Annotated in this window: 21 protein-coding genes; 16 read left to right on the top strand and 5 right to left on the bottom strand. The window is 44.1% G+C overall.

The window, feature by feature from the left end:
- Positions 1 to 12: 12 nt before the first annotated feature.
- Positions 13 to 489: a 2-C-methyl-D-erythritol 2,4-cyclodiphosphate synthase gene (gene ispF, locus DWW23_RS03560; protein WP_122351906.1), complete on the top strand. Its 477-nt coding sequence runs from the start codon at positions 13 to 15 to the stop codon at positions 487 to 489.
- Here the strand turns inward: ispF and DWW23_RS03555 are convergent.
- Complete coding sequence (locus DWW23_RS03555) at positions 467 to 2,374, bottom strand: HAMP domain-containing sensor histidine kinase (protein ID WP_122351905.1); 1,908 nt, start codon at positions 2,372 to 2,374, stop codon at positions 467 to 469. The genes ispF and DWW23_RS03555 overlap by 23 nt on opposite strands.
- A gap of 130 nt (positions 2,375 to 2,504) precedes the next feature.
- On the opposite strand from DWW23_RS03555, the gene DWW23_RS03550 reads away from it, so the two are divergent.
- The 5 genes from DWW23_RS03550 (at position 2,505) to DWW23_RS03530 (ending at position 7,979) form a co-directional block, all read left to right on the top strand.
- Positions 2,505 to 2,849, top strand: a complete 345-nt coding sequence (locus tag DWW23_RS03550; RefSeq protein WP_122351904.1) for a translation initiation factor — start codon at positions 2,505 to 2,507, stop codon at positions 2,847 to 2,849.
- A 21-nt stretch (positions 2,850 to 2,870) separates the two neighbouring features.
- Positions 2,871 to 6,134 carry an exodeoxyribonuclease V subunit beta gene (locus DWW23_RS03545; protein ID WP_122351903.1) on the top strand — a complete coding sequence of 1,088 codons (3,264 nt, stop codon included), beginning with the start codon at positions 2,871 to 2,873 and terminating at the stop codon, positions 6,132 to 6,134.
- 131 nt (positions 6,135 to 6,265) lie between these two features.
- Positions 6,266 to 6,940, top strand: coding sequence for a phosphatidylserine decarboxylase family protein (locus DWW23_RS03540; protein WP_122351902.1), 675 nt, complete (start codon positions 6,266 to 6,268; stop codon positions 6,938 to 6,940).
- A 21-nt stretch (positions 6,941 to 6,961) separates the two neighbouring features.
- Complete coding sequence (gene pssA / locus DWW23_RS03535; RefSeq protein ID WP_122351901.1) at positions 6,962 to 7,657, top strand: CDP-diacylglycerol--serine O-phosphatidyltransferase; 696 nt, start codon at positions 6,962 to 6,964, stop codon at positions 7,655 to 7,657.
- Between the two features lie 55 nt (positions 7,658 to 7,712).
- Positions 7,713 to 7,979, top strand: a complete 267-nt coding sequence (locus tag DWW23_RS03530; RefSeq protein WP_122351900.1) for a DUF4834 family protein — start codon at positions 7,713 to 7,715, stop codon at positions 7,977 to 7,979.
- Positions 7,980 to 8,025: 46 nt separating this feature from the next.
- On the opposite strand, the gene DWW23_RS03525 is transcribed toward DWW23_RS03530, so the two are convergent.
- Together DWW23_RS03525 and DWW23_RS03520 are read right to left on the bottom strand one after the other, a co-directional pair.
- Positions 8,026 to 8,466, bottom strand: coding sequence for a nucleoside deaminase (locus DWW23_RS03525; protein WP_122351899.1), 441 nt, complete (start codon positions 8,464 to 8,466; stop codon positions 8,026 to 8,028).
- Positions 8,463 to 8,690 (bottom strand): hypothetical protein, encoded by a 228-nt coding sequence (locus DWW23_RS03520; protein ID WP_122351898.1) that lies wholly within the window; start codon positions 8,688 to 8,690, stop codon positions 8,463 to 8,465. The genes DWW23_RS03525 and DWW23_RS03520 overlap by 4 nt, the downstream gene beginning before the upstream one ends.
- Positions 8,691 to 8,758: 68 nt before the next feature.
- Here DWW23_RS03520 and DWW23_RS03515 point away from each other — a divergent pair, with 68 nt between their 5' ends.
- From DWW23_RS03515 to DWW23_RS03500, 4 genes are read left to right on the top strand one after another with little or no spacing between them, the layout of a single operon-like run.
- Positions 8,759 to 9,124 (top strand): YraN family protein, encoded by a 366-nt coding sequence (locus DWW23_RS03515; protein ID WP_122351897.1) that lies wholly within the window; start codon positions 8,759 to 8,761, stop codon positions 9,122 to 9,124.
- 19 nt (positions 9,125 to 9,143) lie between these two features.
- Positions 9,144 to 9,497: an MmcQ/YjbR family DNA-binding protein gene (locus tag DWW23_RS03510; protein ID WP_122351896.1), complete on the top strand. Its 354-nt coding sequence runs from the start codon at positions 9,144 to 9,146 to the stop codon at positions 9,495 to 9,497.
- The gene (locus DWW23_RS03505) at positions 9,490 to 10,251 is read left to right on the top strand and encodes a biotin--[acetyl-CoA-carboxylase] ligase (RefSeq protein ID WP_122351895.1); all 762 of its coding nucleotides are present in this window, start codon (positions 9,490 to 9,492) and stop codon (positions 10,249 to 10,251) included. Before DWW23_RS03510 ends, DWW23_RS03505 begins: the two co-directional genes overlap by 8 nt.
- Before the next feature lie 44 nt (positions 10,252 to 10,295).
- Positions 10,296 to 11,156: an endonuclease/exonuclease/phosphatase family protein gene (locus tag DWW23_RS03500; protein ID WP_122351894.1), complete on the top strand. Its 861-nt coding sequence runs from the start codon at positions 10,296 to 10,298 to the stop codon at positions 11,154 to 11,156.
- 61 nt (positions 11,157 to 11,217) lie between these two features.
- Here DWW23_RS03500 and DWW23_RS03495 read toward each other — a convergent pair whose 3' ends face one another.
- On the bottom strand, positions 11,218 to 11,646 hold the full coding sequence (locus DWW23_RS03495) for an Hsp20/alpha crystallin family protein (protein ID WP_122351893.1): 429 nt from the start codon (positions 11,644 to 11,646) through the stop codon (positions 11,218 to 11,220).
- 206 nt (positions 11,647 to 11,852) lie between these two features.
- Entirely contained in the window at positions 11,853 to 12,074 is a 222-nt protein-coding gene (locus DWW23_RS03490; RefSeq protein WP_122351892.1) for a hypothetical protein, read from the bottom strand.
- 451 nt (positions 12,075 to 12,525) lie between these two features.
- Between DWW23_RS03490 and pyrH the strand changes: the two genes are divergently transcribed.
- The 6 genes from pyrH to DWW23_RS03460 all read left to right on the top strand — a co-directional run bounded on the left by pyrH (position 12,526) and on the right by DWW23_RS03460 (position 24,177).
- Positions 12,526 to 13,236, top strand: a complete 711-nt coding sequence (gene pyrH, locus DWW23_RS03485) for a UMP kinase (protein WP_005867363.1) — start codon at positions 12,526 to 12,528, stop codon at positions 13,234 to 13,236.
- Between the two features lie 177 nt (positions 13,237 to 13,413).
- On the top strand, positions 13,414 to 16,116 hold the full coding sequence (locus tag DWW23_RS03480) for a substrate-binding domain-containing protein (protein ID WP_122351891.1): 2,703 nt from the start codon (positions 13,414 to 13,416) through the stop codon (positions 16,114 to 16,116).
- A 169-nt stretch (positions 16,117 to 16,285) separates the two neighbouring features.
- A complete protein-coding gene (locus DWW23_RS03475) occupies positions 16,286 to 19,393 on the top strand; it encodes a TonB-dependent receptor (RefSeq protein ID WP_122351890.1) in 3,108 nt (1,035 codons plus the stop codon).
- Positions 19,394 to 19,412: 19 nt separating this feature from the next.
- On the top strand, positions 19,413 to 21,146 hold the full coding sequence (locus DWW23_RS03470) for a RagB/SusD family nutrient uptake outer membrane protein (protein WP_122351889.1): 1,734 nt from the start codon (positions 19,413 to 19,415) through the stop codon (positions 21,144 to 21,146).
- Positions 21,147 to 21,172: 26 nt separating this feature from the next.
- Complete coding sequence (locus tag DWW23_RS03465) at positions 21,173 to 22,576, top strand: DUF4960 domain-containing protein (RefSeq protein WP_122351888.1); 1,404 nt, start codon at positions 21,173 to 21,175, stop codon at positions 22,574 to 22,576.
- 11 nt (positions 22,577 to 22,587) lie between these two features.
- Complete coding sequence (locus DWW23_RS03460) at positions 22,588 to 24,177, top strand: glycoside hydrolase family 32 protein (RefSeq protein ID WP_122351887.1); 1,590 nt, start codon at positions 22,588 to 22,590, stop codon at positions 24,175 to 24,177.

Genomic DNA, 24,177 nt, shown 5'->3' with positions numbered 1-24,177 from the left:
TCAGTTGAAGGTATGAAGATACGTGTAGGTTTTGGTTATGATGTGCATGCCCTGGTCCCTGACCGGGAGTTATGGATGGGCGGTATTCGGATAGAGCATACATTAGGACTGCTGGGACACAGTGATGCCGATGTGTTGATCCATGCCATTTGCGATGCTTTGCTCGGAGCGGCGAATATGCGCGATATCGGCTATCATTTTCCCGATACGGCAGGTGAATACAAGAATATAGACAGCAAGATATTATTACGCGACACAATGAAATTGCTGCGTGAGGCCGGTTATGAGTTGGGCAATATCGATGCAACCGTTGCTGCTGAACGTCCGAAGCTGAATCCGCATATTCCTGCGATGAAGCAGACTCTGGCAGAAGTGATGCAGGTAGACGAAGATGATATTTCCATCAAGGCGACAACAACTGAAAAGCTGGGTTTTACCGGACGCCAGGAAGGTATTGCAGCTTATGCTACTGTGCTGATCCAGAAATAACTATATTTTCGTGATGAACTTCGCAGGGGATTGTGAACCAGAATGTACTTCCTTTCCCCTCTTTTGATTCTACGCCGATCTCTCCGTTCAGACGCTTTACGATGGTCTGGCAAATAGATAATCCCAATCCTGTTCCCTGTATAAAGTTGTCGAATTTGGCAAACCGTTCAAAAACATGCGGTACGTTTTCTTTGGTAATGCCTTTGCCGGTATCGGAAACATAGAAGCGCAATCCGTTCCCTGTTTCTTCATATCCCATTTTTATACAGCCTTCGAAAGTGAACTTGCAAGCATTTGTCAGGAAGTTGGTTATGACTTGTGTCAGGCGCGTCTTCTCCGAATAGATATAACAAGGTCGTTCCGGGATTGAATATTCCAGTGTCACTCCCTCTTTGGGCCGGCTTTTGAAAGTTTGTGCTAATGTGATGAACAAGGCGGACACATTGATATTGGAGAACGTGAATTCCAGTTGATCGGCTTCTATCTTTGACAGGTCCAGGATATCGTTGACCAATTGTAACAAGAGTTCATTATTGGTTTCTATGATATTGCAGAATTCTATCGTGTCTTCCGGGCTTTCCGAATGGGCTATCAGGTTGGAAAAGCCTACGATTGCGTTTAATGGTGTCCGTATTTCGTGGCTCATATTTGCCAGGAAGGCACTTTTTAAGCGGTTAGCTTCTTCTGCTTTTTCTTTTTCACGCCGTTCTTCCTCTTGTTTGAGCTTTTGGAAATAAAGACGGAAACGTAGCACTGCTATTGTTGCCAGCAGGCAGATGATCGCAAATGCACTAAATATGTGTATCTTATATTTCTGGAAAAAGGTTGGAGGCTGCTGATAATAAATGGCATTCAACGGAAAACGGGATGGTTCGATGCCGTGGTTGAAAAGATGTTGGTAGTTAAGGTGCGTATGTGGTTCTCCTCCGATATGAGTTGAGATATCCCGTGCCTCTGTTCCTCCCAGTATCAACCGGATAGTGGAGATTACGGATTTGCTGAAATCGTTTTCTGAGATGTAATGTCCTCCTGCAAAGTTGCCGGTTTCGATGTTCAGGTCTGCCAAAAGATATACCGGGGGTTGCGAAAAGCTGTTGGTCATTTTTTGCACATTATCTATCAGATAATGATTTTCTTGAGTTTGTTTGAATACAAACCAGGAATAATAGATGATTCCGGTTTCTTTGCCGTAAAGACTTAAACTATCCAGCAGATTTTCGGTAGAAAGGTCCGGAGTCGACAAGACCTTCAGTTTTAATTCGGGAAAGTCTGCCTGCATTGTTTTCGACAGTTCTTGCTCGGTATATAAGCTGATATACCGGTTATCGCGGATAAAGACTATCTTATTCAGTTCAGGTTGTAATTTCTTTATTGTTTCGATGGTTTCTTTTACAAAGAGAGGTTGGATTAATCTGGTTACATTGTATCCTTTTACCTGATCTTCTGTGAGAGCCATGTGTTGAATGGTTTGCAAGTCCCTGCCCAGAAGATACTCTATTTTGGTAGGGATCAACTCCTGGGAATGGCAGATGATAGTAGGAACACCTTTCCATTCCTTTTCGAAAAGAGGTCGGCAGACCAGCCAGGAGGGGTCTCCTATACAAACAATCACTTTTGGAGGAACTGTATATTTTTTTCGTAATATCCCGACTTTCTCATTTACGTCTGTCGTATCTTTCATGGCAGGTATTGAGAGTTCTTCTCCGACTACAGACATATTTTCTTTGGCGAAAGTGTTGTTGATCGCTTCGTAAATACCTTGTGTCCATACTTCGCTGAAGTTTATGGAATGCACAACTAATATGTAATCGTCTTTATCGTGTGGGAGGGCTAAAGAACGACAGGTTAGTAGTATAAAGGATAATATGAAAAAAAGTCTTTTCATACGCACAATTATGAATTTTACGACGCTATGAAATTCAGTCTATTTCAAGCAAAGATATGTATTATTCTTTGTAATTTTGCTTATCCCGTCGTTAATTTGTAGTTTTGAACCGAATAAAATTGAATGAGTTATGAAGAGTAATGACTGGAAAGACCGTTTGGGAGTAATGTACTCCACTAATCCGGATTTTCAATATAATACAGGGGGAGAGGAAGAAGAGGATACACTTCCTAAAGAAAAGCAGCTATTGCGTATTTCACTGGACAAACGTAACCGGGGAGGTAAAGCCGTTACATTGATTACCGGATTCCGTGGAACGACGGACGATCTGGAGGCATTAGGCAAGTTCCTGAAGGTAAAATGCGGTGTGGGTGGTTCTGCCAAAGACGGCGAGATCATCGTGCAGGGAGATTTGCGCCAGAAGGTGCTCGAGATATTGCAAAAGGAAGGCTATACAAAAAGTCGGGTCATATAAGGTCTAATTAATTGAGATAATATGCTAACTGTTTACAGAGCTTCAGCCGGAGCGGGAAAGACTCATAAGCTGACCGGTGAATACCTGACCTTATTGTTTGCCGGGTCGGGGGCTTATCGCCGTATCCTGGCGGTAACGTTTACCAACAAGGCTACCGATGAGATGAAGGGCCGTATTGTAGAGGAACTTTACAATCTCTCATCCGGTCGTAAATCCGATTATGTGGAGTCGTTGTGCTCGACTTACTCTCTGACTGAAGAACAAGTCCGTAAACAGGCTACTGAGATATTGATCGATATCCTTCACGATTATTCGGCATTCAATATAAGCACAATCGACCGCTTTTTCCAGCAAACCATGAGGGCCTTTACCCGTGAGATCGGTTTACAGGGTGGTTATGGTATTGAAATGGATCAGGAACTGGTACTGACTACGGCTGTCGATAATCTATTGGCTGATCTGGAAAAACCGGAAAGTAAGGAATTATTAGGCTGGCTGCTCCGTTTTGCAGAAGATAAAATCGAGAATGGAGGAGAATGGAATCTCCGTAAAGATATCATGTCCCTGAGCCGTGAAGTTTTTAAGGAAAGCTATAAGGCTTCCAGTGAAGAAGTCGCTAAGGATATCGAGAACAAGGAAGCACTTGAAAACTATAAGAATGAATTATTCGGCATTATCCGTTCGGTAGAGGCGGAAGCGAAACGGTTAGGAGAGAGTGGACTGGCATTGCTTAATAAATATGCTATCCGTACGACTGATTTTAAAGGAGGAAGCCGTTCGCCGCTCACTTTGCTGGATCGTCTGGCTAAAGGCGAAATGAAAGAGCCGACCGCTACTTTTATCGGTTTGGCTGATAACCTGGAGGGTTGCTTTACGAAAACAACTCCTCTCGGGACGCGTCAGATTATCGGTTGCATATTTGAGGAAGGACTGAATGACTGCATCAAGAAGATCATAGCCCTGTTCTCAAATCTGACTGCTTATAATACTGCCCGTGAGATTGTCCGTTATTACTATACTTTGGGGATTCTGACAGATGTTTCACGGCAGATTGCTTCTTACCGCGAAGATAAGAATGTCATGCTGATCGCCGATACAACGGAGCTGCTGAATAAGGTGATCGGCGGAAGCGATGCTCCGTTCATCTACGAGAAAACAGGAACGCATGTGGATCACTATATGATCGACGAGTTTCAGGATACCAGTGGTATGCAATGGAATAATTTCCGTCCGCTGATAGAAGAAAGCCTGGCTCACGATCGAGCCAATCTGATCGTAGGAGATGTGAAACAAAGTATCTATCGTTTCCGCAACTCCGACTGGAAATTACTGGACGAACAGGTACAGGCCGATTTTTCGTCCGGGGAGGTAAAAGAAGAAACATTAAAAGAGAATTGGCGTAGTTGCCGGAATATCGTAGAATTCAATAATACCTTTTTTACTGCTCTTCCGGGTGTTTTGCAAACCGTCTATAACGAAACTTTGCTGACTTCTTCGTTAAGTGAAGAGCAGCGTGCTGCTTATCTGACAAAGATCATGTCGGCTTATACTAAAAGTTATCAGCAGGTACCTCCGCCTTTTCAACAGAAAGACGGTCATGTGAAGATCGAATTCCTGACCGGTGATGAAGAGAAAGACTGGAAAGAGGAGGCGCTGGATCGTTTGCCTGGTGTGGTCGAACAGTTGCAGGATAACGGTTATGACTTGAAAGATATTGCTGTTCTGGTCCGAACCAATATGGAAGGGGCGATGGTGGCGGATAAGTTGCTTTCCTATAAAGAATCGAACCCGTCCGATCGTTATCATTACGATATAATCTCTGATGATGCTCTGTTTGTTAGCGGGTCGCCGGCAGTCCGTTTTATGATCGCCCTATTGCGTTATCTGAGAAATCCGGAAGATAAGATCAACGAACAGACCGCATTGTATTCCTACCGGATCCTGCAGGGAACGATAGAAGATGAAGACCATTCGAATCTCTATTCTGTGGTTACTTCCGCTAATGTCTTTCCGCCGGAGATAGCAGCAGAGTTACAAACCCTCTCCCGTCAGTCGTTGTATGAAATATCGGAAGGGCTTTTCCGTCTCTTCTCCGGAGATTTTCAGGAGAATGAACAAGTCTTTGTCCAGGCATTCCTGGATATGGTATCGGAATATACTCAGAAAGAAAGTGCTGACCTGAGTCGTTTCCTTAAATGGTGGGATGAAACGGGATATCGTAAAACGATCGCAACTCCGGATGCACAGAATGCGATCCGTATCCTGACCGTTCATAAGTCAAAAGGATTAGGTTTCAAAGTTGTTATTATTCCTTTTGGAGACTGGGAAATAGATCATAAACCCAGTAAGCCGGTTATCCTGTGGTGTAAGCCTGAAACGAAGCCTTTCAACCGGTTGCATCTGGTGCCTGTGCGTTACAGCCAGTCCTTGGGCAATACCATTTTTGCGGAAGATTATTTCCGTGAACGGCTACATGCCTTTATCGATAACCTGAATACGCTGTATGTCGCTTTCACCCGTTCCAAAGACGAATTGATCGTGTTTGCTCCTCGTCCGAAGAAGATTAAGGAGGAAACGGGAGAAGTTGAAAAAATATCTTCCATAGCCGATGCTTTGTGGGCAGCCTTATATGTGGAGGTACACGATACCCGTGAAGGAGATACGCTGGTCTCTTTGCCATCTTCTTTTGATACGAAAGCCGGTATTTTTGAGTTGGGCAATTGGTGGTATCCTTCGGCTGCAAAGTCGGATGAACACAGTCCGGAGGAGATAACGATGGCCCGTATCAGTTCGATCTCTCCTGACGATCGTTTGCAACTACGTTTGCATGGAAAAGGCTTTTTCTTTGATAATGCCCGCCGTAAGCACGGAGCTTTGATGCATGAGGTGCTGAGCCAGGTACGGACCCGCAAAGATATTCCTTCTGCTGTTGAAAGCTATCGTCTGTCAGGTGTCATAAATAAGGAAGAAGCAGAGTTGCTGATTGTTCGTTTGGAAGAGTTGTTGGATACACCGGAGGTTCTTCCCTGGTACGACGGTACGGCACGTGTGCTGAATGAGGTCGATATCCTTTTTGGAAAAGGATTATCCAAACGTCCTGACCGGGTAATGATTTCGGATGAAAAAGTGACCGTGATAGACTATAAATTCGGTGAAATACAGGACAAACGACATCATAATCAGGTAAAGAATTATATGAAACTGATCAACGAGATGGGATACGAGAGGGTAGAAGGTTATCTCTGGTACGTGGAGTTGGGGAATATAGTATCAGTTGACAGTTGATAGTTGACAGTTAAGTACTCAAACAAACAACTGTCATCTGTCAACTGTCAATTGTCAACTGAATTGTTTTGTTATTCCGTAAAAATGAATACTTTTGCAAATTGAAATAAAAACGCAGCTTTAAAGGAAGAATGAAAGTACATAAAGAAGGGACTGGCCTGTTACTTACGTTATTTACGGTTTTATTTGTCGTAAATGTCGCATTATACCATACCGTGGGTAAGGGGATACTGTTCTATATCGTTGCTACCATTTCAACGATTCTTTTTTTGCTGATACTGAATTTCTTTCGTAGTCCGTTCCGCCGTTTCCCCTACGATTCGGAAGGATTGGTGATCGCACCTGCCGACGGTACGATTGTGGCGATCGAAGAAGTGATGGAGAACGAGATCCTTCATAGGCAATGTCTGCAGATATCTATCTTTATGTCCGTATTCAATGTGCATGCCAACTGGTTCCCGGTAAACGGAACAGTGAAACATGTTTCCCATAATAACGGACGATTCATGGCGGCATATTTACCGAAAAGCAGCACCGAAAATGAACGTTCGGCTGTTGTCATTACTACCAAGAACGGAGTGGATGTGCTGGCACGTCAGATAGCCGGCGCACTTGCCCGGCGTATTGTCACCTATGCCAAGGTTGGAGAAAAATGTCATGTTGACGAACAGATGGGTTTTATCAAGTTCGGGTCGCGTGTAGATGTTTATTTGCCGGTAGGGACAGAAGTGCTGATCGAAATGGATCAGAAGGTAACCGGTAACCAGACGCCGATCGCGCGGTTAAGTAAATGCCCGTGTGAATAGAATCCGGAAAATATACAAAAGATGAATATTAGAAAGCATATACCCAATACAATCACTTGCATGAGTCTTGTATCAGGTTGCATCGCTACTGTAGTGGCTTTGCAGGGTAATTTGTTGTGGGCAGCCATATGGATCATTATTGCTGCTGTTTTTGATTTCATGGATGGGTTTGCCGCCCGTTTGCTGAAAGCCTATTCCCCGATGGGGAAGGAATTGGATTCATTGTCGGATATGGTTAGTTTCGGAGTTGCACCCGGTATGATTGTATTCTGGATGCTTAGCCAGGCAAGTCTTTCGTTGGGAGAGATCGGCCGTTATATTCCTTATCTGGCTTTCGTGATCCCAGCTTTTTCCGGTTTGCGTCTTGCCAAGTTCAATATCGATGAACGGCAGACAACATCGTTTATCGGTATGCCGGTTCCGGCAAATGCCCTGTTCTGGGCTTCTGCCGGATACTCTCTGGCTCCGTTGGCACAGGCAAATCCTGTGTTGTTCATTGTGGTTACGCTGGCGGTGGCCTTGGCTACCTCTTTATTACTTGTATCAGAAATTCCGATGTTCTCGTTGAAGATCAAATCGGTTGCATGGAAAGGTAATGAAAGACGCTATATATTAGTAGGTTGTGCAGTCTTGTTCGTTGCCCTGTTCGGTATGCTGGGTATAGCCGGGACCATTCTTCTCTATCTCCTCTTGTCTATTTTTAACAAAAGACAATAAACAAGAGGTCTGTTCTATATGTTTCTCTTATAAACCAACTAAGTAACGAAGTATTATGTTTAAGTTTTTGTTTGTAATGTTTTTCTTCTTCATCCTGTTAGTGTTCCTGATGGGATTCTCTATCCTGCGTACATTTAAGAATATGTTATTCGGTAGTGGAAGCAGCAATACAAAGAAGGGAGAACAGCGTCGTCAGACAAGCAGTTACTCTAGCGGGCAACATCAGTCGCATACTACCGAGGACGATTATGCCTCGGCTAACCGTAAGAAGATCTTTGCTAAAGATGAAGGCGAATATGTTGACTTCGAGGAAGTGAAGTAATTACAGTAACGATCATCCCGTGCTTGACGCGGGATTTCTCATTCTCTTATCTTCTCTGCCGGAAGAATTTCTGCATCTCTTCTGCGCATTCTTTCTCCATCACACCTTTTTTTACGATAGCTTTCGGATGAAATGCTTTCGGCGCATATTCCTGATACCCTCTTTTCTCATCGCTTGCACCGTACACGATCGTACTTAATTGTGCCCAACCGATGGCACCTGCACACATAATGCAGGGTTCTACCGTTACATAAAGGCTGCATCCGGTTAGATATTTAGCCCCTAATACGCTGACAGCTGCCGTAATTGCCAGCATTTCCGCATGGGCGGTCGGATCGTTCAGGCGTTCTGTCTGATTGTGGGCACGGGCAATGATCTGGTTATTACATACAACCACGGCACCTACGGGTACTTCTCCCTCGGCAGCAGCAGCACGCGCTTCCACCAGTGCCTGTTTCATAAAATATTCGTCATTAAATGGATTCATCGTCTCATTTCCGTTTCTTTGAAGAGGGTAGGATAATCCTCTTCCAGCGTTTTGAGTATATGTGAAAGGATTGTTTCCCGATACCAACGGGATTTATTTTCGATATTATATCTGGCAAGATAGCGGTCGACGGCCTTTTGCTCTTCTTCGTTGAGCATAAAAGTAACCTTATGCACCCTCGGGCGATTCGGCTGTGCTTGCGAGTATTTCCGATTTGTTGCCATATTGTGCAAATGTACAAGTGAAAGGCCAAATAAAAAAGAAAAACAGTATATTTGTGCAAATTAATGAGATGGCTGAACAAAACGATTTAGGGAGAGATGGTGAAGCGAAAGCACGTGACTATTTGATCCGGCAGGGCTACACGATTTTGCATACCAACTGGAGGTGGCATCATTATGAACTGGATATTGTTGCGACGAAAGATGAGGAACTGATTGTCGTTGAGGTGAAAACCCGTTCGGAAGATTATCTCTTGTCGCCGGAGGAAGCTGTCGATAATAAAAAGATCAGGCGTATCGTGGCTGCTGCGGATGCCTATGTCCGTTATTTCAATCTGGAACTGCCGGTCCGTTTCGATATCATCACCCTGATTAAAGGAAAAGAAGGATTTCAGATCGAACATATCGATGGTGCTTTTTACGCCCCTTGCCGATAAATAAAAACAAAGAAAACGTATGAATATAGAAGAAGCCCGTGAATATTGTCTGTCGTTGAAGAATGTAACAGAATGCTTTCCGTTCGACGATGTCTCCCTGGTCTTTAAGGTGGAAAATAAGATGTTTGCCCTTTTGCCGCTGGATGTTGAAGAACCTACGATCTCGGTGAAATGTAATCCGGATTATACGGAAGAATTACGCGACCGTTATAAAGCTGTCGAGTCGGCTTACCATTTCAATAAAAAATACTGGAACGGTATTTTTCTGGAACGTGATATGCCTGATGATGAGATCCGTTATTGGATTCAGCATTCTTACCGTGAAGTGATAGCCAAGCTACCGAAAAAAATAAGGGAGATATACAATGAGTGACGGAAATGAAATACCACGGATCATCCGTTTAGAAGAGACGACCTCCACCAATAGTTATCTACGGGGATTGGTCGGGAAAGAGCCGTTGCCGGAGGGTAGTGTCGTCGTTACCGAATACCAGACGGCAGGGCGTGGACAGGTTGGTAATACCTGGGAATCGGAAATAGGAAAGAATCTGATGTTTAGTGTGATCCTTTATCCCGACTTTCTTCCTGCCAATCGTCAGTTCCTGATTTCCCAGATAGCTGCATTGAGCGTAAAAGAAACGCTCGACGAATATGTAGACGATGTAAAGGTGAAATGGCCGAACGATATCTATTGGCGTGACCGGAAGATATGCGGCATGTTGATCGAGAATGACCTGTCGGGGCGTGAACTGTATTGTTCCGTACTTGGTATCGGTATCAATATAAATCAACAGGAATTCCTGAGTGATGCACCGAATCCGGTTTCACTGGCTCAGATAACGGGACAGGAATACGACCGGACAGAAGTTTTGAATAAATTCCAGAAACATCTTTACGAACGTTACATCGACCTGATCAGAGAGAAGGAGGACGATATCCGGAATGATTATATGGCAGCATTGTACCGGGGGAATGGCTTTTATCCGTACCGGGATGAGAAAGGTCTGTTTGAAGCCTGTATTAAAGGGATAGAGCTGACGGGACATCTTATCCTCGAATTGCCTGACGGGGAGTTGAGACGCTATGCATTCAAGGAAGTATCTATGGTACAGAGCGGGAAGCATTGAACCAATGCTGAATAATTTACTATTGAACCTAATAAAAGAACACCATGAAACTAGTATCAATCGGCAAAGTAATTCTATTTTTATTTATTTTATTTGTTTGTTCCGGTATAACGGCACAGTCTTATGAACGTGACTGGCGTACGGATCGTCAGAAGATCAAGATCATCTCTTATAACATCATGGATGGTTTCAGTAATGGTGCGGACAAAGATCGTATCGCACGCTTTACCGCCTGGGTTAAAGAACAGTCGCCCGATGTCCTGGCTTTGAACGAACTTTGCGGTTTCACCGAAGCGAAACTGAAAGAATTGGCTGCCGGTTACGGCCATCCTTATGTCGCTATTGTAAAGGAGAACGGTTATCCGGTTGGTCTCACTTCCAGAACTCCGCTCAAAGTGATCGATAGAAAGATAGATGGCTACGGTCACGGGCTGTTACACTGTAAAGTGTTGGATATGGATTTCCTGGTGACACATCTGAATCCTTCCGACCGTCTGAAGCGTAAGAAAGAAGCTGATAATATCGTCGACTATATAAACAGTAACCAATTAACCAACTGTCTGTTGATGGGAGATATGAATGCCCATTCTCCTTTTGATGCCTCCTGGACAGACGAACATCTGGAAGATTATGCTGTTATCTCCACATTTATGGCTGCATCTTTACATGATATCTGTTATATGTTCACCCCTGACAGCCAGCGTTATTCTTTTCCTTCCCGGATATTGGCAGGTTCACCGAAGGGGGATGCTTTACGCCGTCAGCAGGAACGGATCGATTTTATCTTTGTAACCGACAGTCTGCGTCCGGATTGTGTAGATGCACAAATTTATAATGGTCCGGACAATGATTATCTGTCTGACCATTATCCGATCGGGATCAGTATGTTCATACCTAAAAAGTAACAAGATAAAAATACCCCCGGCGGAAATTCCGTCGGGGGTTATTCATCTGTTGGCTCCGAGATTATTTAATCTCAATGTTTCTATGCAATTTAGCTGCTTCTACAGGTGCTTTTTTAGGAACATCTACTGTTAATACACCATGTTCCACTTTTGCACTGACCTGATCTTTATCAACATCATCCGGCAATATCATTGTCTGCTGGAATCTTGAATATGAGAATTCGCGGCGCAGATAACGTCCGTTGTGCTTTTCATCTTTATTCTCACTTTTCTTTTCCATCGAAATAACCAGGCAATTGTCGTCGTCGATACGAACGTTGAAATCGTCCTTTGTCATTCCGGGAGCAGCCAATTCTATTCTATAATCTTTTTCGCTTTCAATCACATTGATGGCAGGGGCTGTAGAATTAGCTTTTTCCATCCAGTCGTTATCGAAGAAATCATTGAAGATACTCGGTAACCAATTTTGATTTTTTCTGATCGGCATCATAATTAAATCTCCTCTATTTAAGTTACACATTCAATAATTTATTGAACTCCGGGCTTTTTCCGAACCCTTCGTTCATCTATCAATATACAAACTGTGTGCCAGAGTGCATAGAAAAACTATAGTGTCTTTTTGTCATGTACTTAAGTCTATTTTACTTATTTTCGTGACAAAATGCTTCTATACTCTTCTATTTGCTTCTAATATGATTAATTCTTTTTGGCCTTTTCCGTAACATGCTCTACACGGTCGGCGATGTATTCAGCCTGATTGACACCTTTGTCGACAACATCTTTGAATTTCTTTTTTGTTCTGTCTGCCAACTCACTCATGTCGTCGTGGATACATTTGAATTTACCATCGTCTTCCATCTTACGGAGTACATAACCAATTGCGATACCGGCTGCAATGCCAATTAATACATTTTTCATAACTATTTTATTTTAAATGATTCTGTCTGGTTTATTTATATATGAAACAGAACCCCGGGGCATATTGTTCCCGGCTTAAAGAGAAAAAATATGAAATATAAAAACAACGTTTCCCCATCTCTTTCCGCTGAAAGTAGTGGGGAAACATAAAGTTAGGAAGAAGGTTTGGTTGTTTTCTTAGTGTCTTCAAAATAAGGAATAAAGTGTGTTTCATTTCGATAACAAAAGTAGAGTGGCGGTATTACAAACCTGTTACATGCACTATACAGTTTTATTAAATAATACCGGAATAATTACCTTCTGATATTGTTTGCTGATTGAAATACTGTATTTTTGCCTTAAAGCAGAGATAAGCTGCGCCTCAGCATAAAAAATGAACGAGTTCATTTTATTCTGCTCCCGACTTGCATTATCTTTGCAGAAGAACATTTAGAAATTAAAATAGATAGAGATGGCACAGTACAAACGAATTCTCCTGAAACTCAGTGGTGAATCGCTGATGGGAGGAAAACAATATGGTATCGACGAAGTTCGTCTGAACGAATACGCAGCACAGATCAAAGAGATTGCCGAAATGGGCGTACAGATCGGGATCGTGATCGGCGGAGGAAATATTTTCCGTGGCCTGAGCGGGGCTTCCAAAGGTTTCGACCGGGTGAAAGGCGATCAGATGGGGATGCTGGCAACGGTGATCAATAGTCTGGCATTAAGTTCGGCCCTTGTCGCACAAGGTGTAAAGGCAAAGGTTCTGACGGCTATCCGCATGGAGCCGATCGGTGAATTTTATAATAAATGGCGTGCCATCGAATTGTTGGAACAGGGGAATGTCGTGATCATGTCAGGCGGTACGGGTAACCCGTTCTTCACAACCGACACCGGTTCATCCTTGAGAGGAATTGAGATCGAAGCTGATGTGATGCTGAAAGGAACTCGTGTGGACGGTATCTATACGGCTGATCCTGAAAAAGATCCGACGGCAACCAAATTCTCGGATATCACTTATGACGAAATCTATACACGTGGCCTGAAAGTAATGGACCTGACGGCAACCACGATGTGTAAGGAGAATAACCTGCCTATCATTGTCTTCGATATGGATACGAACGGTAATCTGAAGAAGGTAATGAGCGGAGAGAATATCGGGACATTGGTACATAACTAGACAGAAGACCCTGTCTCTTCTATTTTTCATAGTAGTGACAGGGTAGTGCCACAGTGATGGCACAAGACTGCCACAGTGATGGCACAAGACTGCCACAGTGATGGCACAGCATTCAGGTAAGGATAAAACAGATCCCGTTATAGGGGCAAAATATGATAAAAACCATAATTGTAAGCCATGAGGCATATCTTATCGATACTACTTCTTTTAAGTCTTCTTGTCGGTTGCAACCATGCCGATAAGGAGAAGAAGTATGTGATAGGAATTTCCCAATGTATGTTAGATGATGCCTGGCGGCAGGAGATGATCCGGGAAGTGGAGATCGAAGCATCCAATTATGATAATATCCAATTGGTGATAAAAGATGCCGACAGCAACAACGATCGTCAGATTAAACAGATCCGTGAGCTGATCGCTCAAAAAGTGGATATACTGATCATCTCTCCTTTCCAGTCCGACCCGATTACCGGCGTGGCGGAAGAGGCCTACCGGGCAGGTATTCCGACTATTATTACCGACCGGAAAGTCAATACGGACCAATATACCACTTTTGTCGGTGCCGATAATTATGAACTTGGTTTTACTGCGGGCAGGTATGCTGCCAGATATTTGCCGCCACATGCTACTATACTTGAAATATGGGGTATGATGGCTTCTTCTCCGGCTCAGGAACGTCATAAAGGTTTTCAGGCTGCATTGAAAGACCGGACAGACCTGGCTTTCCGTCCGATAGAAGGAGACTGGCGGTATGATGTGGTGGTAAAATGTCTGAAAGATATCGATTTCTCCCAGCCGGTAGATTTTGTGTATTCCCATAACGACATGATGGCGATTGCCGCACGTGAGCGTTTCCTGGCTTTGGACTCCGTTCGCGGCCGGGAGTTGCATATCATCGGGATGGATGCCGTTGCACATGCCGGACTGGAGGCTGTGGCAGACGGGCGGATCAATGCTTCTTTCCTTTACCCGACCGGAGGGGAACAGGTTATACGGACCGCCATGCAGTTGATAAGAGAGGAACATGTGAATAAATACATCCCTTTGCTTAGCGGCCAGGTAGATCAGGCGGCTGCTCAAACCCTTCTGCTCCAATCCGAGCGGCTGAGCAATTATCAGCAGCGCATAGAGACGCAAAGGAATCGTATGCTCGAACTGCTGAACCGCTTTTATTTCTTGCAGGATTCGCTGGGGATTATCATGCTTTTGATGATCGGGCTTATTTCTTTATCTGTCTATGTCTTCTTTATCAACCGGAAGGTGCGTATTAAAAACCATGAATTGCATGAGATCAATAAAAAAGAAGAGGAGCAACGGCGTAAACTGATTTCGCTGAATGCAGAGATAGAACAGGTGACAGCCTCTAAATTGCAGTTCTTTACGAATATCTCCCATGAAGTACGTACTCCGTTGACTCTGATACTCGGCCCGCTGGACAAGCTGCTTAATTTGTTGCATGATTCGCCCTATATATCCGATCTGGAACTGATCCATAAGAATGCAGGCCGTTTGCTCAGGGTGATCAATCAGATCCTGGATTTCCGGAAAGTGGAGAATAAACAGGAGACACTAAAGATCCGCGAAGTCGAGATCGTCTCTTTTGTCAGCGAGCTGAAGTCTTATTTCAACAGTATGGCGAAGGTACGTTCCATCGATTATACATTCTTCCCGGAGATGAAAGAGTGTACTGTCTGGATGGATGCCGACCTGATAGAGAAGGTTCTGGTTAATCTGCTGTCCAATGCCTTCAAATTCACTCCCGAAGGAGGAAAGATTCGTGTGTCCCTTTACGATAAGGGAGAATGGGTGGAGATTGGTGTCGAAGATAGCGGCTGTGGTATAAAAGAGGAAAATATACCTTATTTATTCAACCGCTTTTATTCGGAGAATGGCCGGGTTGGTACCGGTATCGGCCTTCATTTGGTGGATGAATATGTCCGGATGCACAATGGAAAGGTGTCTGTCGATAGTACATTGGGTAAAGGGTCCTTATTTACCGTCAGTCTCAGAAAAGATAAAAAAGAACTGAAAGGGGATTACATAACGGAAACGCCTGTCTCGCTGCTGGCTTATGATGCCTCCCAGTTGGATGATTCGGAAGAAAAAGCGTTGGTAAGCAAGGAGTATCCTTATACGGTTCTTATTGTGGAGGACGACGATGAGGTGCGGAGCTTCCTGGAAAAAGAGCTGTCCGCTAACTTCCGTGTTCTGACAGCTACCAATGGAAAAGTCGCTTTGGCAATTTTGCAGGATGAGGAAGTCTCGTTGGTGTTAAGCGATGTAATGATGCCGGAGATGAATGGTTTTGAGTTATGCCGGTCGATAAAGACGGATTTGCTGACAAGCCATATACCGGTGATTCTCCTGACGGCTTTGTCTGACGAACGTCAGCGGATGTACGGTATCTCAGGCGGTGCGGACGGTTATATCCAGAAACCGTTCCGGATCAACTATGTGAAGATCCGCATTGTCCGTATCCTGGAGGAACGCAGACGCTTGCGGGAACAACTGTTGCATAAATTGCAGGATAGCAACTTACTGATGTCAGAGCCGGAGAAAGTGGAAAATATGGATGACCTTTTCCTTCGTAAATTTGTGACACGTATAGAAGAAATTTATATGGACCCGGAATTTAACGTCGAAAAACTAAGTGACACACTGGGCCTGTCACGTGGGCATTTACACCGTAAGATAAAAGAACTGACCGGAACGACTCCTGTCGACTTTCTTCGTAATTACCGCCTGGGAAAAGCGGCACAGTTACTTAAACAAAAACAATATTCAGTCAGCGAGATAGCCTATCAGACAGGTTTCTCTTCTCCCGCTTATTTCTCGAAATGTTTTAAAGCGGTGTATAATATGACTCCTTCCGAATTCCAGTAAGATTGAAAATATAACAAATGTCATCTGATTATGACAAATGTCGCATGCTGTAGGCTTTTTCTTACAGATGTTACATTTATTATCGACTTGAGCAGGATTGTGATCGTCGGCTGTTCAGGCGGGTGGTATTTTTGTCGAAAATAATTGTTCAACAAATAAATTTAAACACATGAAAACATCACTCACTAAATGGTGCCTCAGTGTCTGTCTGTTATTTTTTATACAGACAGTTTGCGCACAACAGGTGTCTGTAAAAGGTGTTATCACAGCCAAATCAGACGGATATCCTGTTATCGGTGCCTCTATTGTGCAGACAGGAACCACGAATGGGATCGTATCCGACCTGGATGGTAAATTTACACTGGATGTGCCGGCCGGCTCATCATTGACCATATCTTATATAGGTTATAAGACAATCACGTTGAAGGCTGCTCCGGAGATGGAGATCGTTATGGAAGACGATTCGCAGGCATTGGAAGAAGTGGTCGTAACAGGTTATACCACCCAGCGGAAAGCTGATCTGACCGGTGCCATATCGGTGGTCAGCATGGACGATATTGCAAAGCAAAATGAAAACAACCCTATGAAAGCATTGCAAGGACGTGTCCCGGGTATGAATATTACAGCCGACGGTAATCCGAGCGGAAACACCACGATCCGTATTCGCGGTATCGGGACGTTAAATAACAACGATCCTCTTTATATTATCGACGGAGTACCGACGAAAGCCGGCATGCATGAGCTGAATGGGAATGATATCGAATCCATTCAGGTTCTGAAAGATGCCGCTTCCGCTTCCATCTACGGTTCGAGAGCCGCAAACGGGGTAATCATCATTACGACTAAAAAGGGGAAGGAAGGACAGTTGAAGATCAACTTCGACGCATCTGTTGCAGCTTCTATGTACACGAATAAAATGGAGGTGCTGAATACCGAACAGTATGGCCGTGCCATGTGGCAGGCTTATGTCAATGAAGGACAGGACCCCAATACCAATGCCTTGGGTTACAAATATAATTGGGGATATGATCCGAACGGTTACCCGTTGCTGAACAGTATCAGCATGTCTAAATATCTGGATGCGGCCAATACGGTTCCGGCAGCGGATACCGACTGGTTTGACGAAACGACCCGTACCGGTATTATACAACAATATAATGTATCGGTAAGCAACGGCTCTGAAAAAGGAAGTTCTTTCTTCTCTTTGGGTTACTATAAAAACCTGGGTATTATTAAAGAGTCTGATTTCGAGCGTATCTCAGCCCGTATGAACTCTGATTATAATCTGATTGGGAAAGTTCTGACGATCGGTGAACATTTTACCTTGAATCGTACTTCTGAAGTACAGGCACCGGGTGGCTTCCTGCAGAATGTATTGCAATTCAATCCCTCTTTGCCTGTATATACTATTAACGGAGAATATGCCGGCCCGGTAGGAGGATATCCCGATCGTGAAAATCCGGTAGCAAGACTCGAACGTAATTCGGACAATCGTTATACCTACTGGCGTATGTTCGGTGATGCTTATATAAACCTGAATCCGTTCAAAGGCTTTAATCTCCGCTCCACTTTCGGATTGGATTATGCCCAGAAAGCACAGCGTATTTTTACTTATCCGATTACCGAAGGAAATGTGGCAAACGATAAAAATGCTGTCGAAGCAAAACAGGAACACTGGACGAAATGGATGTGGAATGCGATCGCAACCTATAATCTGGAAGTGGGTAAACATCGTGGTGACGCTATGGTCGGTATGGAGCTTAACCGGGAAGATGATATGAGTTTCTCCGGTTATAAAGAAGATTTCTCTATTCTTACCCCTGATTATATGTGGCCGAATGCCGGTTCGGGAACAGCCCAGGCTTACGGTATAGCCGAAGGATATTCGTTGGTTTCCTATTTCGGGAAATTCAATTATGCTTATGACGATAAATACTTGGTCTCTTTAACCGTACGTCATGACGGTTCTTCCCGCTTCGGAAAGAACAACCGGTACGCCACTTTTCCTTCTTTCTCTGTGGGGTGGCGTTTGAAACGTGAAAAGTTTATGGAAAGCATTATCTGGCTCGACGATCTGAAAGTTCGTGCTTCATGGGGGCAGACCGGTAATCAGGAAATCTCCAATATAGCCCGGCATACGATCTATGTTCCTAATTACGGCGTTACGGAGTCGGGAGGTCAAAGCTACGGGACCTCTTATGATATTGCCGGAACCAATGGCGGAAGTATCCTTCAGTCCGGATTTAAACGGAATCAGATCGGTAATGATGATATCAAATGGGAAACGACTGCACAGACTAATCTGGGGGTTGACTTTTCTCTTCTCGATCAGACATTGTACGGTTCGCTCGACTGGTTCCACAAAAAGACAACGGATATTCTGGTTGAAATGGCCGGTATTGCCGCTATGGGCGAAGGCAGTACTCAGTGGATCAATGCCGGAGAAATGAAAAACGTCGGTTTTGAATTTAATCTGGGTTACCGTAATACGACCTCTTTCGGTTTGAAATATGATCTGAGTGCGAATATCTCTACTTACAGGAATGAAGTTACCGCATTACCGGCCACGGTTGCGGCAAACGGTACTTTTGGAGGTAACGGTGTGCAGAGCGTGATAGGACATGCCAACGGTTCGCAGGTGGGTTATGTCACTGACGGCATTTTCAGATCGCAGGAAGAAATAGATAACCATGCAACGCAGGAAGGGGCCGGTCTGGGACGTATCCGCTGGCGCGATCTGGATAATAACGGTGTGATCAATGAAAAAGATCAGCAATGGATTTACGACCCTACTCCCGCATTCAGCTATGGCTTGAATATCTATCTGGAGTATAAGAATTTCGATCTTACCATGTTCTGGCAAGGCGTTCAGGGAGTAGATGTCATCAGCGACCTGAAAAAAGAAACGGATTTGTGGAGTGGGTTGAATATCGGTTTCCTGAATAAAGGCAGGCGGGTACTGGATGCCTGGACGCCAACTAATTCCGGTTCGGATATTCCAGCATTATCACGCAGTGATTTGAATAATGAAAAGCGGGTTTCTACCTATTTCGTGGAAAACGGTTCTTTCCTGAAACTGCGTAATATCCAGTTAGGTTATAATCTGCCGCAGTCTTTGACCAGAAAAATAAAGATGGAACGATTACGCTTTTATTTAAGTGCTCAGAATGCACTGACTATCAAGAGTAAGAGTTTTACGGGAGTGGATCCGGAAAATGCAAACTATGGTTATCCTATTCCGATGAATTTGACATTTGGCATTAACGTAGGTTTTTAATACAATAAATCGGTTTATCATGAAAAGAATAATATATACAACAATTTTAGGGCTAACCTTGATGTGCAGTAGTTGCTCCGACTTTCTGGAAGATCAGGTGCCTCAGGGAACGATCAGTGACGAACAGCTGAAAGATCCTGCTTATGTAGACAATCTGGTTATATCGGCTTATGCGGTATGGATCACGGCCGAAGATATCAATTCCTCTTTCTCTATGTGGAACTACGACGTACGTTCGGATGACGCTTATAAAGGAGGAAACGGTACGGAAGACGGAGATGTGTTTCATGCTTTGGACGTTTCACAGGGCATCATGACCACTGCCTGGAATATCAGCGACATGTGGCAACGTCTGTATAACTGTATTTCGCGTGTCAACACTGCATTGCAGTTGCTCGAACAGGTAGATGGAACCAATTATTCGTTGAAGCAGGAACGTATTGCAGAAATGCGCTTTCTGCGCGGACATGGTCATTTCTTACTGAAACGCCTGTACAAACAGATTGTATTTGCCAACGATGCAAACTTATCGCCCGAAGAATACAATTATTTGTCGAATACGACCTATACAAACGATGAAGGCTGGCAACAAATCGCCGATGATTTTCTGTTTGCTTACGAGAATCTGCCTGTAAAACAAGCGGAAAAAGGACGTCCGGCAAAAGCAGCAGCGGCAGCATACCTGGCAAAAACTTATCTCTACAAGGCGTATCATCAGGATAACGCAGGATCTCATGAAGTTACGGGGATCAGTTCTGAAGATTTGCTTCAGGTGGTGAAATATACGGAGAATGCGATTATGTCGGCTGGAGGTTGTGCGCTGGAGCCGGATTTCCATTCAAACTTCCGTCCGGAACCTCAGTATGAGAATGGGCCGGAATCTTTATGGGCAATGCAGTATTCCATGAATGACGGGACAAATAACGGTAACTGTAACTGGTCTTACGGGTTGATCGTGCCGAATATACCCGGAGTGACTGACGGAGGTTGCGATTTCTATAAACCGAGCCAGAACCTGGTGAACGCATTCAGGACAGATGCGGCCGGACATCCGGTATTCGATTCTTTTAACAGCAAAGATTATGACTCGCAGTCGGATTATGCAGACCCTCGTTTGTTCCTGACTGTCGGAATGCCCGGATTCCCTTATGCTTTCAATAAGAAATACATGATGGACGAATCTACAACCTGGAGCCGTAGTAACGGACTTTATGGTTATTACGTGACTTTGAAACAGAATGTAGATCCTGATGGAGGTTATCTGATAAAAGGATCCTGGTGGGGATCTCCGATGAACCGGATCGTATTGCGTTATGCGGATGTATTGTTGATGCGCGCCGAAGCATTGATCCAGTTGAACGACGGCCGTATCAATGAGGCTATAGACCTGATCAACCAGGTACGTAACCGCGCCAGGCAGAGCACGTCTTCGATCTCGGATTATGAACTGGAATATGGCGTACGTTTTAATGTGCAACCTTACGCCGGAACTTACCCGCAGCAGGATGCCCTCAAATTATTGAAGTTCGAACGTCGTGTAGAGATGGCGATGGAATCGGAGCGTTTCTTCGACCTGGTCAGATGGGGAGAGGCTGCTGAGGTATTGAATAAGTTCTATGCAGAGGAAGCCAATGATTGTACAATCTATTCGAACGCTTTATTCACAAAGAATAAGAATGAGTATTTACCGATTCCGTTTGCCCAGATGAGTGCCAGCAATGGCAACTATACACAGAACTGTGGAGGCTGGTAATAATAATCTTTTTAAAGCATAAACATATGAAATCAATGATAAATAAAATCAGTTTGCTTCTTCTGGGATTTACGATACTGTTTGTTCTTCCGGGATGTAGTGATGACAATAAATCCGATCTTCAGTTGGATGGGGATACCTGGCTGACGGTTCTTGAACTGGATGATAATTACCAGGGAATCATAGACCGGACGACAAAAACGGTAACAGTGGCGGTTCCCGAAATATATCAAACGGACGCCATGAAGGTTACGGCTATTGAGGCTTCTGAGGGTGCTGTCACTTCCATACAGCCGGGCGATATGGTAAATTTCTCTTTCCCTCAGGTAATTAAGGTTTCAAATGGAGATGTTTTTCTGGATTTTACAGTTCAGATAAAACATGATGAGGCTAAGATAATCTCTTTCAAGTTGAATGATACGTATGCCGGGGTAATCGACCAGACTAACCATACTATTACCGTGCGTGTTCCTGGCACTGTGGATGTGAGGAATCTGGTGCCGGTGATAACGACGTCGGAAGATGCCCTTGTAACTCCGGCTTCCGGTCAGGCTGTCGATTTTACCGATCCTGTCGATTTCAAAGTAACATATAACACGGCTTCGGCGGTTTATAAAGTAACGGTTATTCCTACAGATGCCCCAAGTGCCGTATATGTCGGTTTGGCTGCGTCCATGGACCAATTGAATGCAGAAGAGAAAGAAGCGGCAATCTGGATGCTGAATAATATAGCAAATTCACAATACATCTCTTTTGAAGATGTTCAGGCAGGAAGAATCGATTTAAGTGAATGTAAACTGATGTGGTGGCATCTGCATATCGACGGAGGCATCGATACGATGGACAAATTTGATAAAGCGGCTCCGCAGGCTGTTAATGCTTTAGTCAGGATGAAAGAGTTGTACAATGACGGTATGAATTTGTTATTGACCCGTTATGCGACCTATTATGCGGCTAAACTGGGAGCGACTAAAGACGGGAACAATCCGAATAACTGTTGGGGACAGTCGGAAGAATCGGGTGAAATAGCCGGAGGTCCGTGGAACTTCTTTATCGCAGGACACGAATCTCATCCTATCTATCAGAACCTGATCATGAATAGCGGTGAAAATGATAAGGTTTACACCTGTGATGCCGGATACAGGATAACCAACAGTACGGCACAATGGCATATCGGCTCTGACTGGGGCGGCTATGATAATAATGATGTATGGAGAGAAAAGACCGGCGGAGTCGATCTGGGTTATGGCGGTGACGGTGCTATTGTGGTTTGGGAATACCTACCGGAAGAAACCAAAGGCGGAATTGTCTGTATCGGTTCCGGTTGCTACGATTGGTATGCCTTCGGGGTAGATGCTTCGGGTGACAAATATCACGGGAATGTTGGCCGGATGACAGAGAATGCAATCAACTATTTAATGAGTAAATAAAAAATTAAATTATGAGAACAATGATATATTCATTTGCCCTGACTGCCTTACTGACATCATTTGTCGGTTGCAGTGACGACAACGATCCGGTCCTGACACAGAAAGACTGGGATGGAACCACGACTTATTTCGCTCCGACCGATGCTATGAGTTTTGATACTTATTATAAACCTTATGTCGGTTATGTAGGCGACCCGATGCCTTTTTACGACCCGGTTGCAGGAGACTTTAAAATAATGTACTTACAGGAATTCCGGCCGAACCAGGCCGGAACTTACCATCCTGTCTGGGCGTTAAGCACTGAAGATGCGGCTTCATATACGGCGTTGGGAGAACTGATCTCTTGCGGAGGTTTGGCGGAGCAGGATGCTGCTATCGGTACGGGCAGTACGATTTATAATCCGGCCGATAAATTGTATTACACATTCTATACAGGCAATAAATATCGTCCTACGTCTGCCGATAACGGTCAGGTTGTGATGGTGGCGACTTCTCCTGACTTTAAAACCTGGACAAAGAACCGCTCTTTTTATCTGAAGGGAGATATCAATGGTTATAGCAAAAATGATTTTCGTGACCCGTATGTTTTTGAAGGAGAAGACGGAAAATATCATATGCTTGTTTCTACGACCAAAGATGGGAAAGGAGTATTGGCTGAATATACGTCTGCCGATATGAATAACTGGGAACATGCGGGTATATTTATGTCAATGCACTGGGATCGCTTCTATGAATGTCCCGACGTTTTCAAGATGGGAGACTGGTGGTATCTGGTTTATTCGGATATGTCGAAATACTCCCGTAAGGTACAGTATTTTAAAGGCCGTACGTTGGATGAGTTGAAAAATACAACCGATCCTCTTGCCTTTCCGGATAATAAAGAAGGTGTTCTGGATTCACGTGCTTTTTATGCCGGAAAAACGGCTTCGGATGGAACAAATCGTTATATTTGGGGATGGTGTCCGACACGTCCGGGCAATGATAATACGGATGTCGGTGCGGATAATGAACCGGAGTGGGCAGGAAACCTTGTCGCCCATAAAATTGTTCAGCATGCAGACGGTACATTATCTTTTGGGTTAATAGACGGCATTGGTAATAAGTATACAACGGAATCGACCGTAAAGGTGATGGAGAAAAGCAACAGTGTATCTGAAAATGGTGGTAGTTACACGTTGACAGGTAGTTCGTATGTTCTTTTCAATCGTTTGAATGTACATAACAAGATATCGTTTACGGTGAAAACAGCCGGTAATGCGGATAAATTCGGTTTCTCCTTTGCCCGTGGCACCGATTCAGAAAAGTATTATTCGGTAGTTCTGAATCCGGAAGACAACGGTAATAAACGGAAAATAAATTTTGAAGAGGAAGGTGAGAGCGGTAAAGGTTTTATCGCCGGAATAGATGGTTATCTGTTCGATACTCCTACGGATCATGTATATAACGTGACCGTTTGTACGGATAATTCGGTTTGTGTGATTTATATAAATGATAACGTGGCTTATACAAACCGTATTTATGGTGTACAGCAAAACACATGGTCTGTCAATTGTTATTCGGGAACTGTGGAAGTGAGTAATCTGAAGATTAGCTATTATTAA

This window comes from Parabacteroides sp. AF14-59, from assembly GCF_003479515.1.
In the GTDB taxonomy this organism is placed as follows: Bacteria; Bacteroidota; Bacteroidia; order Bacteroidales; family Tannerellaceae; genus Parabacteroides; species Parabacteroides faecis.
Note: the sequence above shows the minus strand (reverse complement) of the source record. Positions and strands in the feature narration are given on the sequence as shown.

Bases quoted from the DNA above. Each gene is read 5' to 3' on its own strand.
- ispF (WP_122351906.1), top strand. From the start codon at position 13: ATGAAGATACGTGTAGGTTTTGGTTATGATGTGCATGCCCTGGTCCCT.
- DWW23_RS03555 (WP_122351905.1), bottom strand. From the start codon at position 2,374: ATGAAAAGACTTTTTTTCATATTATCCTTTATACTACTAACCTGTCGT.
- DWW23_RS03550 (WP_122351904.1), top strand. From the start codon at position 2,505: ATGAAGAGTAATGACTGGAAAGACCGTTTGGGAGTAATGTACTCCACT.
- DWW23_RS03545 (WP_122351903.1), top strand. From the start codon at position 2,871: ATGCTAACTGTTTACAGAGCTTCAGCCGGAGCGGGAAAGACTCATAAG.
- DWW23_RS03540 (WP_122351902.1), top strand. From the start codon at position 6,266: ATGAAAGTACATAAAGAAGGGACTGGCCTGTTACTTACGTTATTTACG.
- pssA (WP_122351901.1), top strand. From the start codon at position 6,962: ATGAATATTAGAAAGCATATACCCAATACAATCACTTGCATGAGTCTT.
- DWW23_RS03530 (WP_122351900.1), top strand. From the start codon at position 7,713: ATGTTTAAGTTTTTGTTTGTAATGTTTTTCTTCTTCATCCTGTTAGTG.
- DWW23_RS03525 (WP_122351899.1), bottom strand. From the start codon at position 8,466: ATGAATCCATTTAATGACGAATATTTTATGAAACAGGCACTGGTGGAA.
- DWW23_RS03520 (WP_122351898.1), bottom strand. From the start codon at position 8,690: ATGGCAACAAATCGGAAATACTCGCAAGCACAGCCGAATCGCCCGAGG.
- DWW23_RS03515 (WP_122351897.1), top strand. From the start codon at position 8,759: ATGGCTGAACAAAACGATTTAGGGAGAGATGGTGAAGCGAAAGCACGT.
- DWW23_RS03510 (WP_122351896.1), top strand. From the start codon at position 9,144: ATGAATATAGAAGAAGCCCGTGAATATTGTCTGTCGTTGAAGAATGTA.
- DWW23_RS03505 (WP_122351895.1), top strand. From the start codon at position 9,490: ATGAGTGACGGAAATGAAATACCACGGATCATCCGTTTAGAAGAGACG.
- DWW23_RS03500 (WP_122351894.1), top strand. From the start codon at position 10,296: ATGAAACTAGTATCAATCGGCAAAGTAATTCTATTTTTATTTATTTTA.
- DWW23_RS03495 (WP_122351893.1), bottom strand. From the start codon at position 11,646: ATGATGCCGATCAGAAAAAATCAAAATTGGTTACCGAGTATCTTCAAT.
- DWW23_RS03490 (WP_122351892.1), bottom strand. From the start codon at position 12,074: ATGAAAAATGTATTAATTGGCATTGCAGCCGGTATCGCAATTGGTTAT.
- pyrH (WP_005867363.1), top strand. From the start codon at position 12,526: ATGGCACAGTACAAACGAATTCTCCTGAAACTCAGTGGTGAATCGCTG.
- DWW23_RS03480 (WP_122351891.1), top strand. From the start codon at position 13,414: ATGAGGCATATCTTATCGATACTACTTCTTTTAAGTCTTCTTGTCGGT.
- DWW23_RS03475 (WP_122351890.1), top strand. From the start codon at position 16,286: ATGAAAACATCACTCACTAAATGGTGCCTCAGTGTCTGTCTGTTATTT.
- DWW23_RS03470 (WP_122351889.1), top strand. From the start codon at position 19,413: ATGAAAAGAATAATATATACAACAATTTTAGGGCTAACCTTGATGTGC.
- DWW23_RS03465 (WP_122351888.1), top strand. From the start codon at position 21,173: ATGAAATCAATGATAAATAAAATCAGTTTGCTTCTTCTGGGATTTACG.
- DWW23_RS03460 (WP_122351887.1), top strand. From the start codon at position 22,588: ATGAGAACAATGATATATTCATTTGCCCTGACTGCCTTACTGACATCA.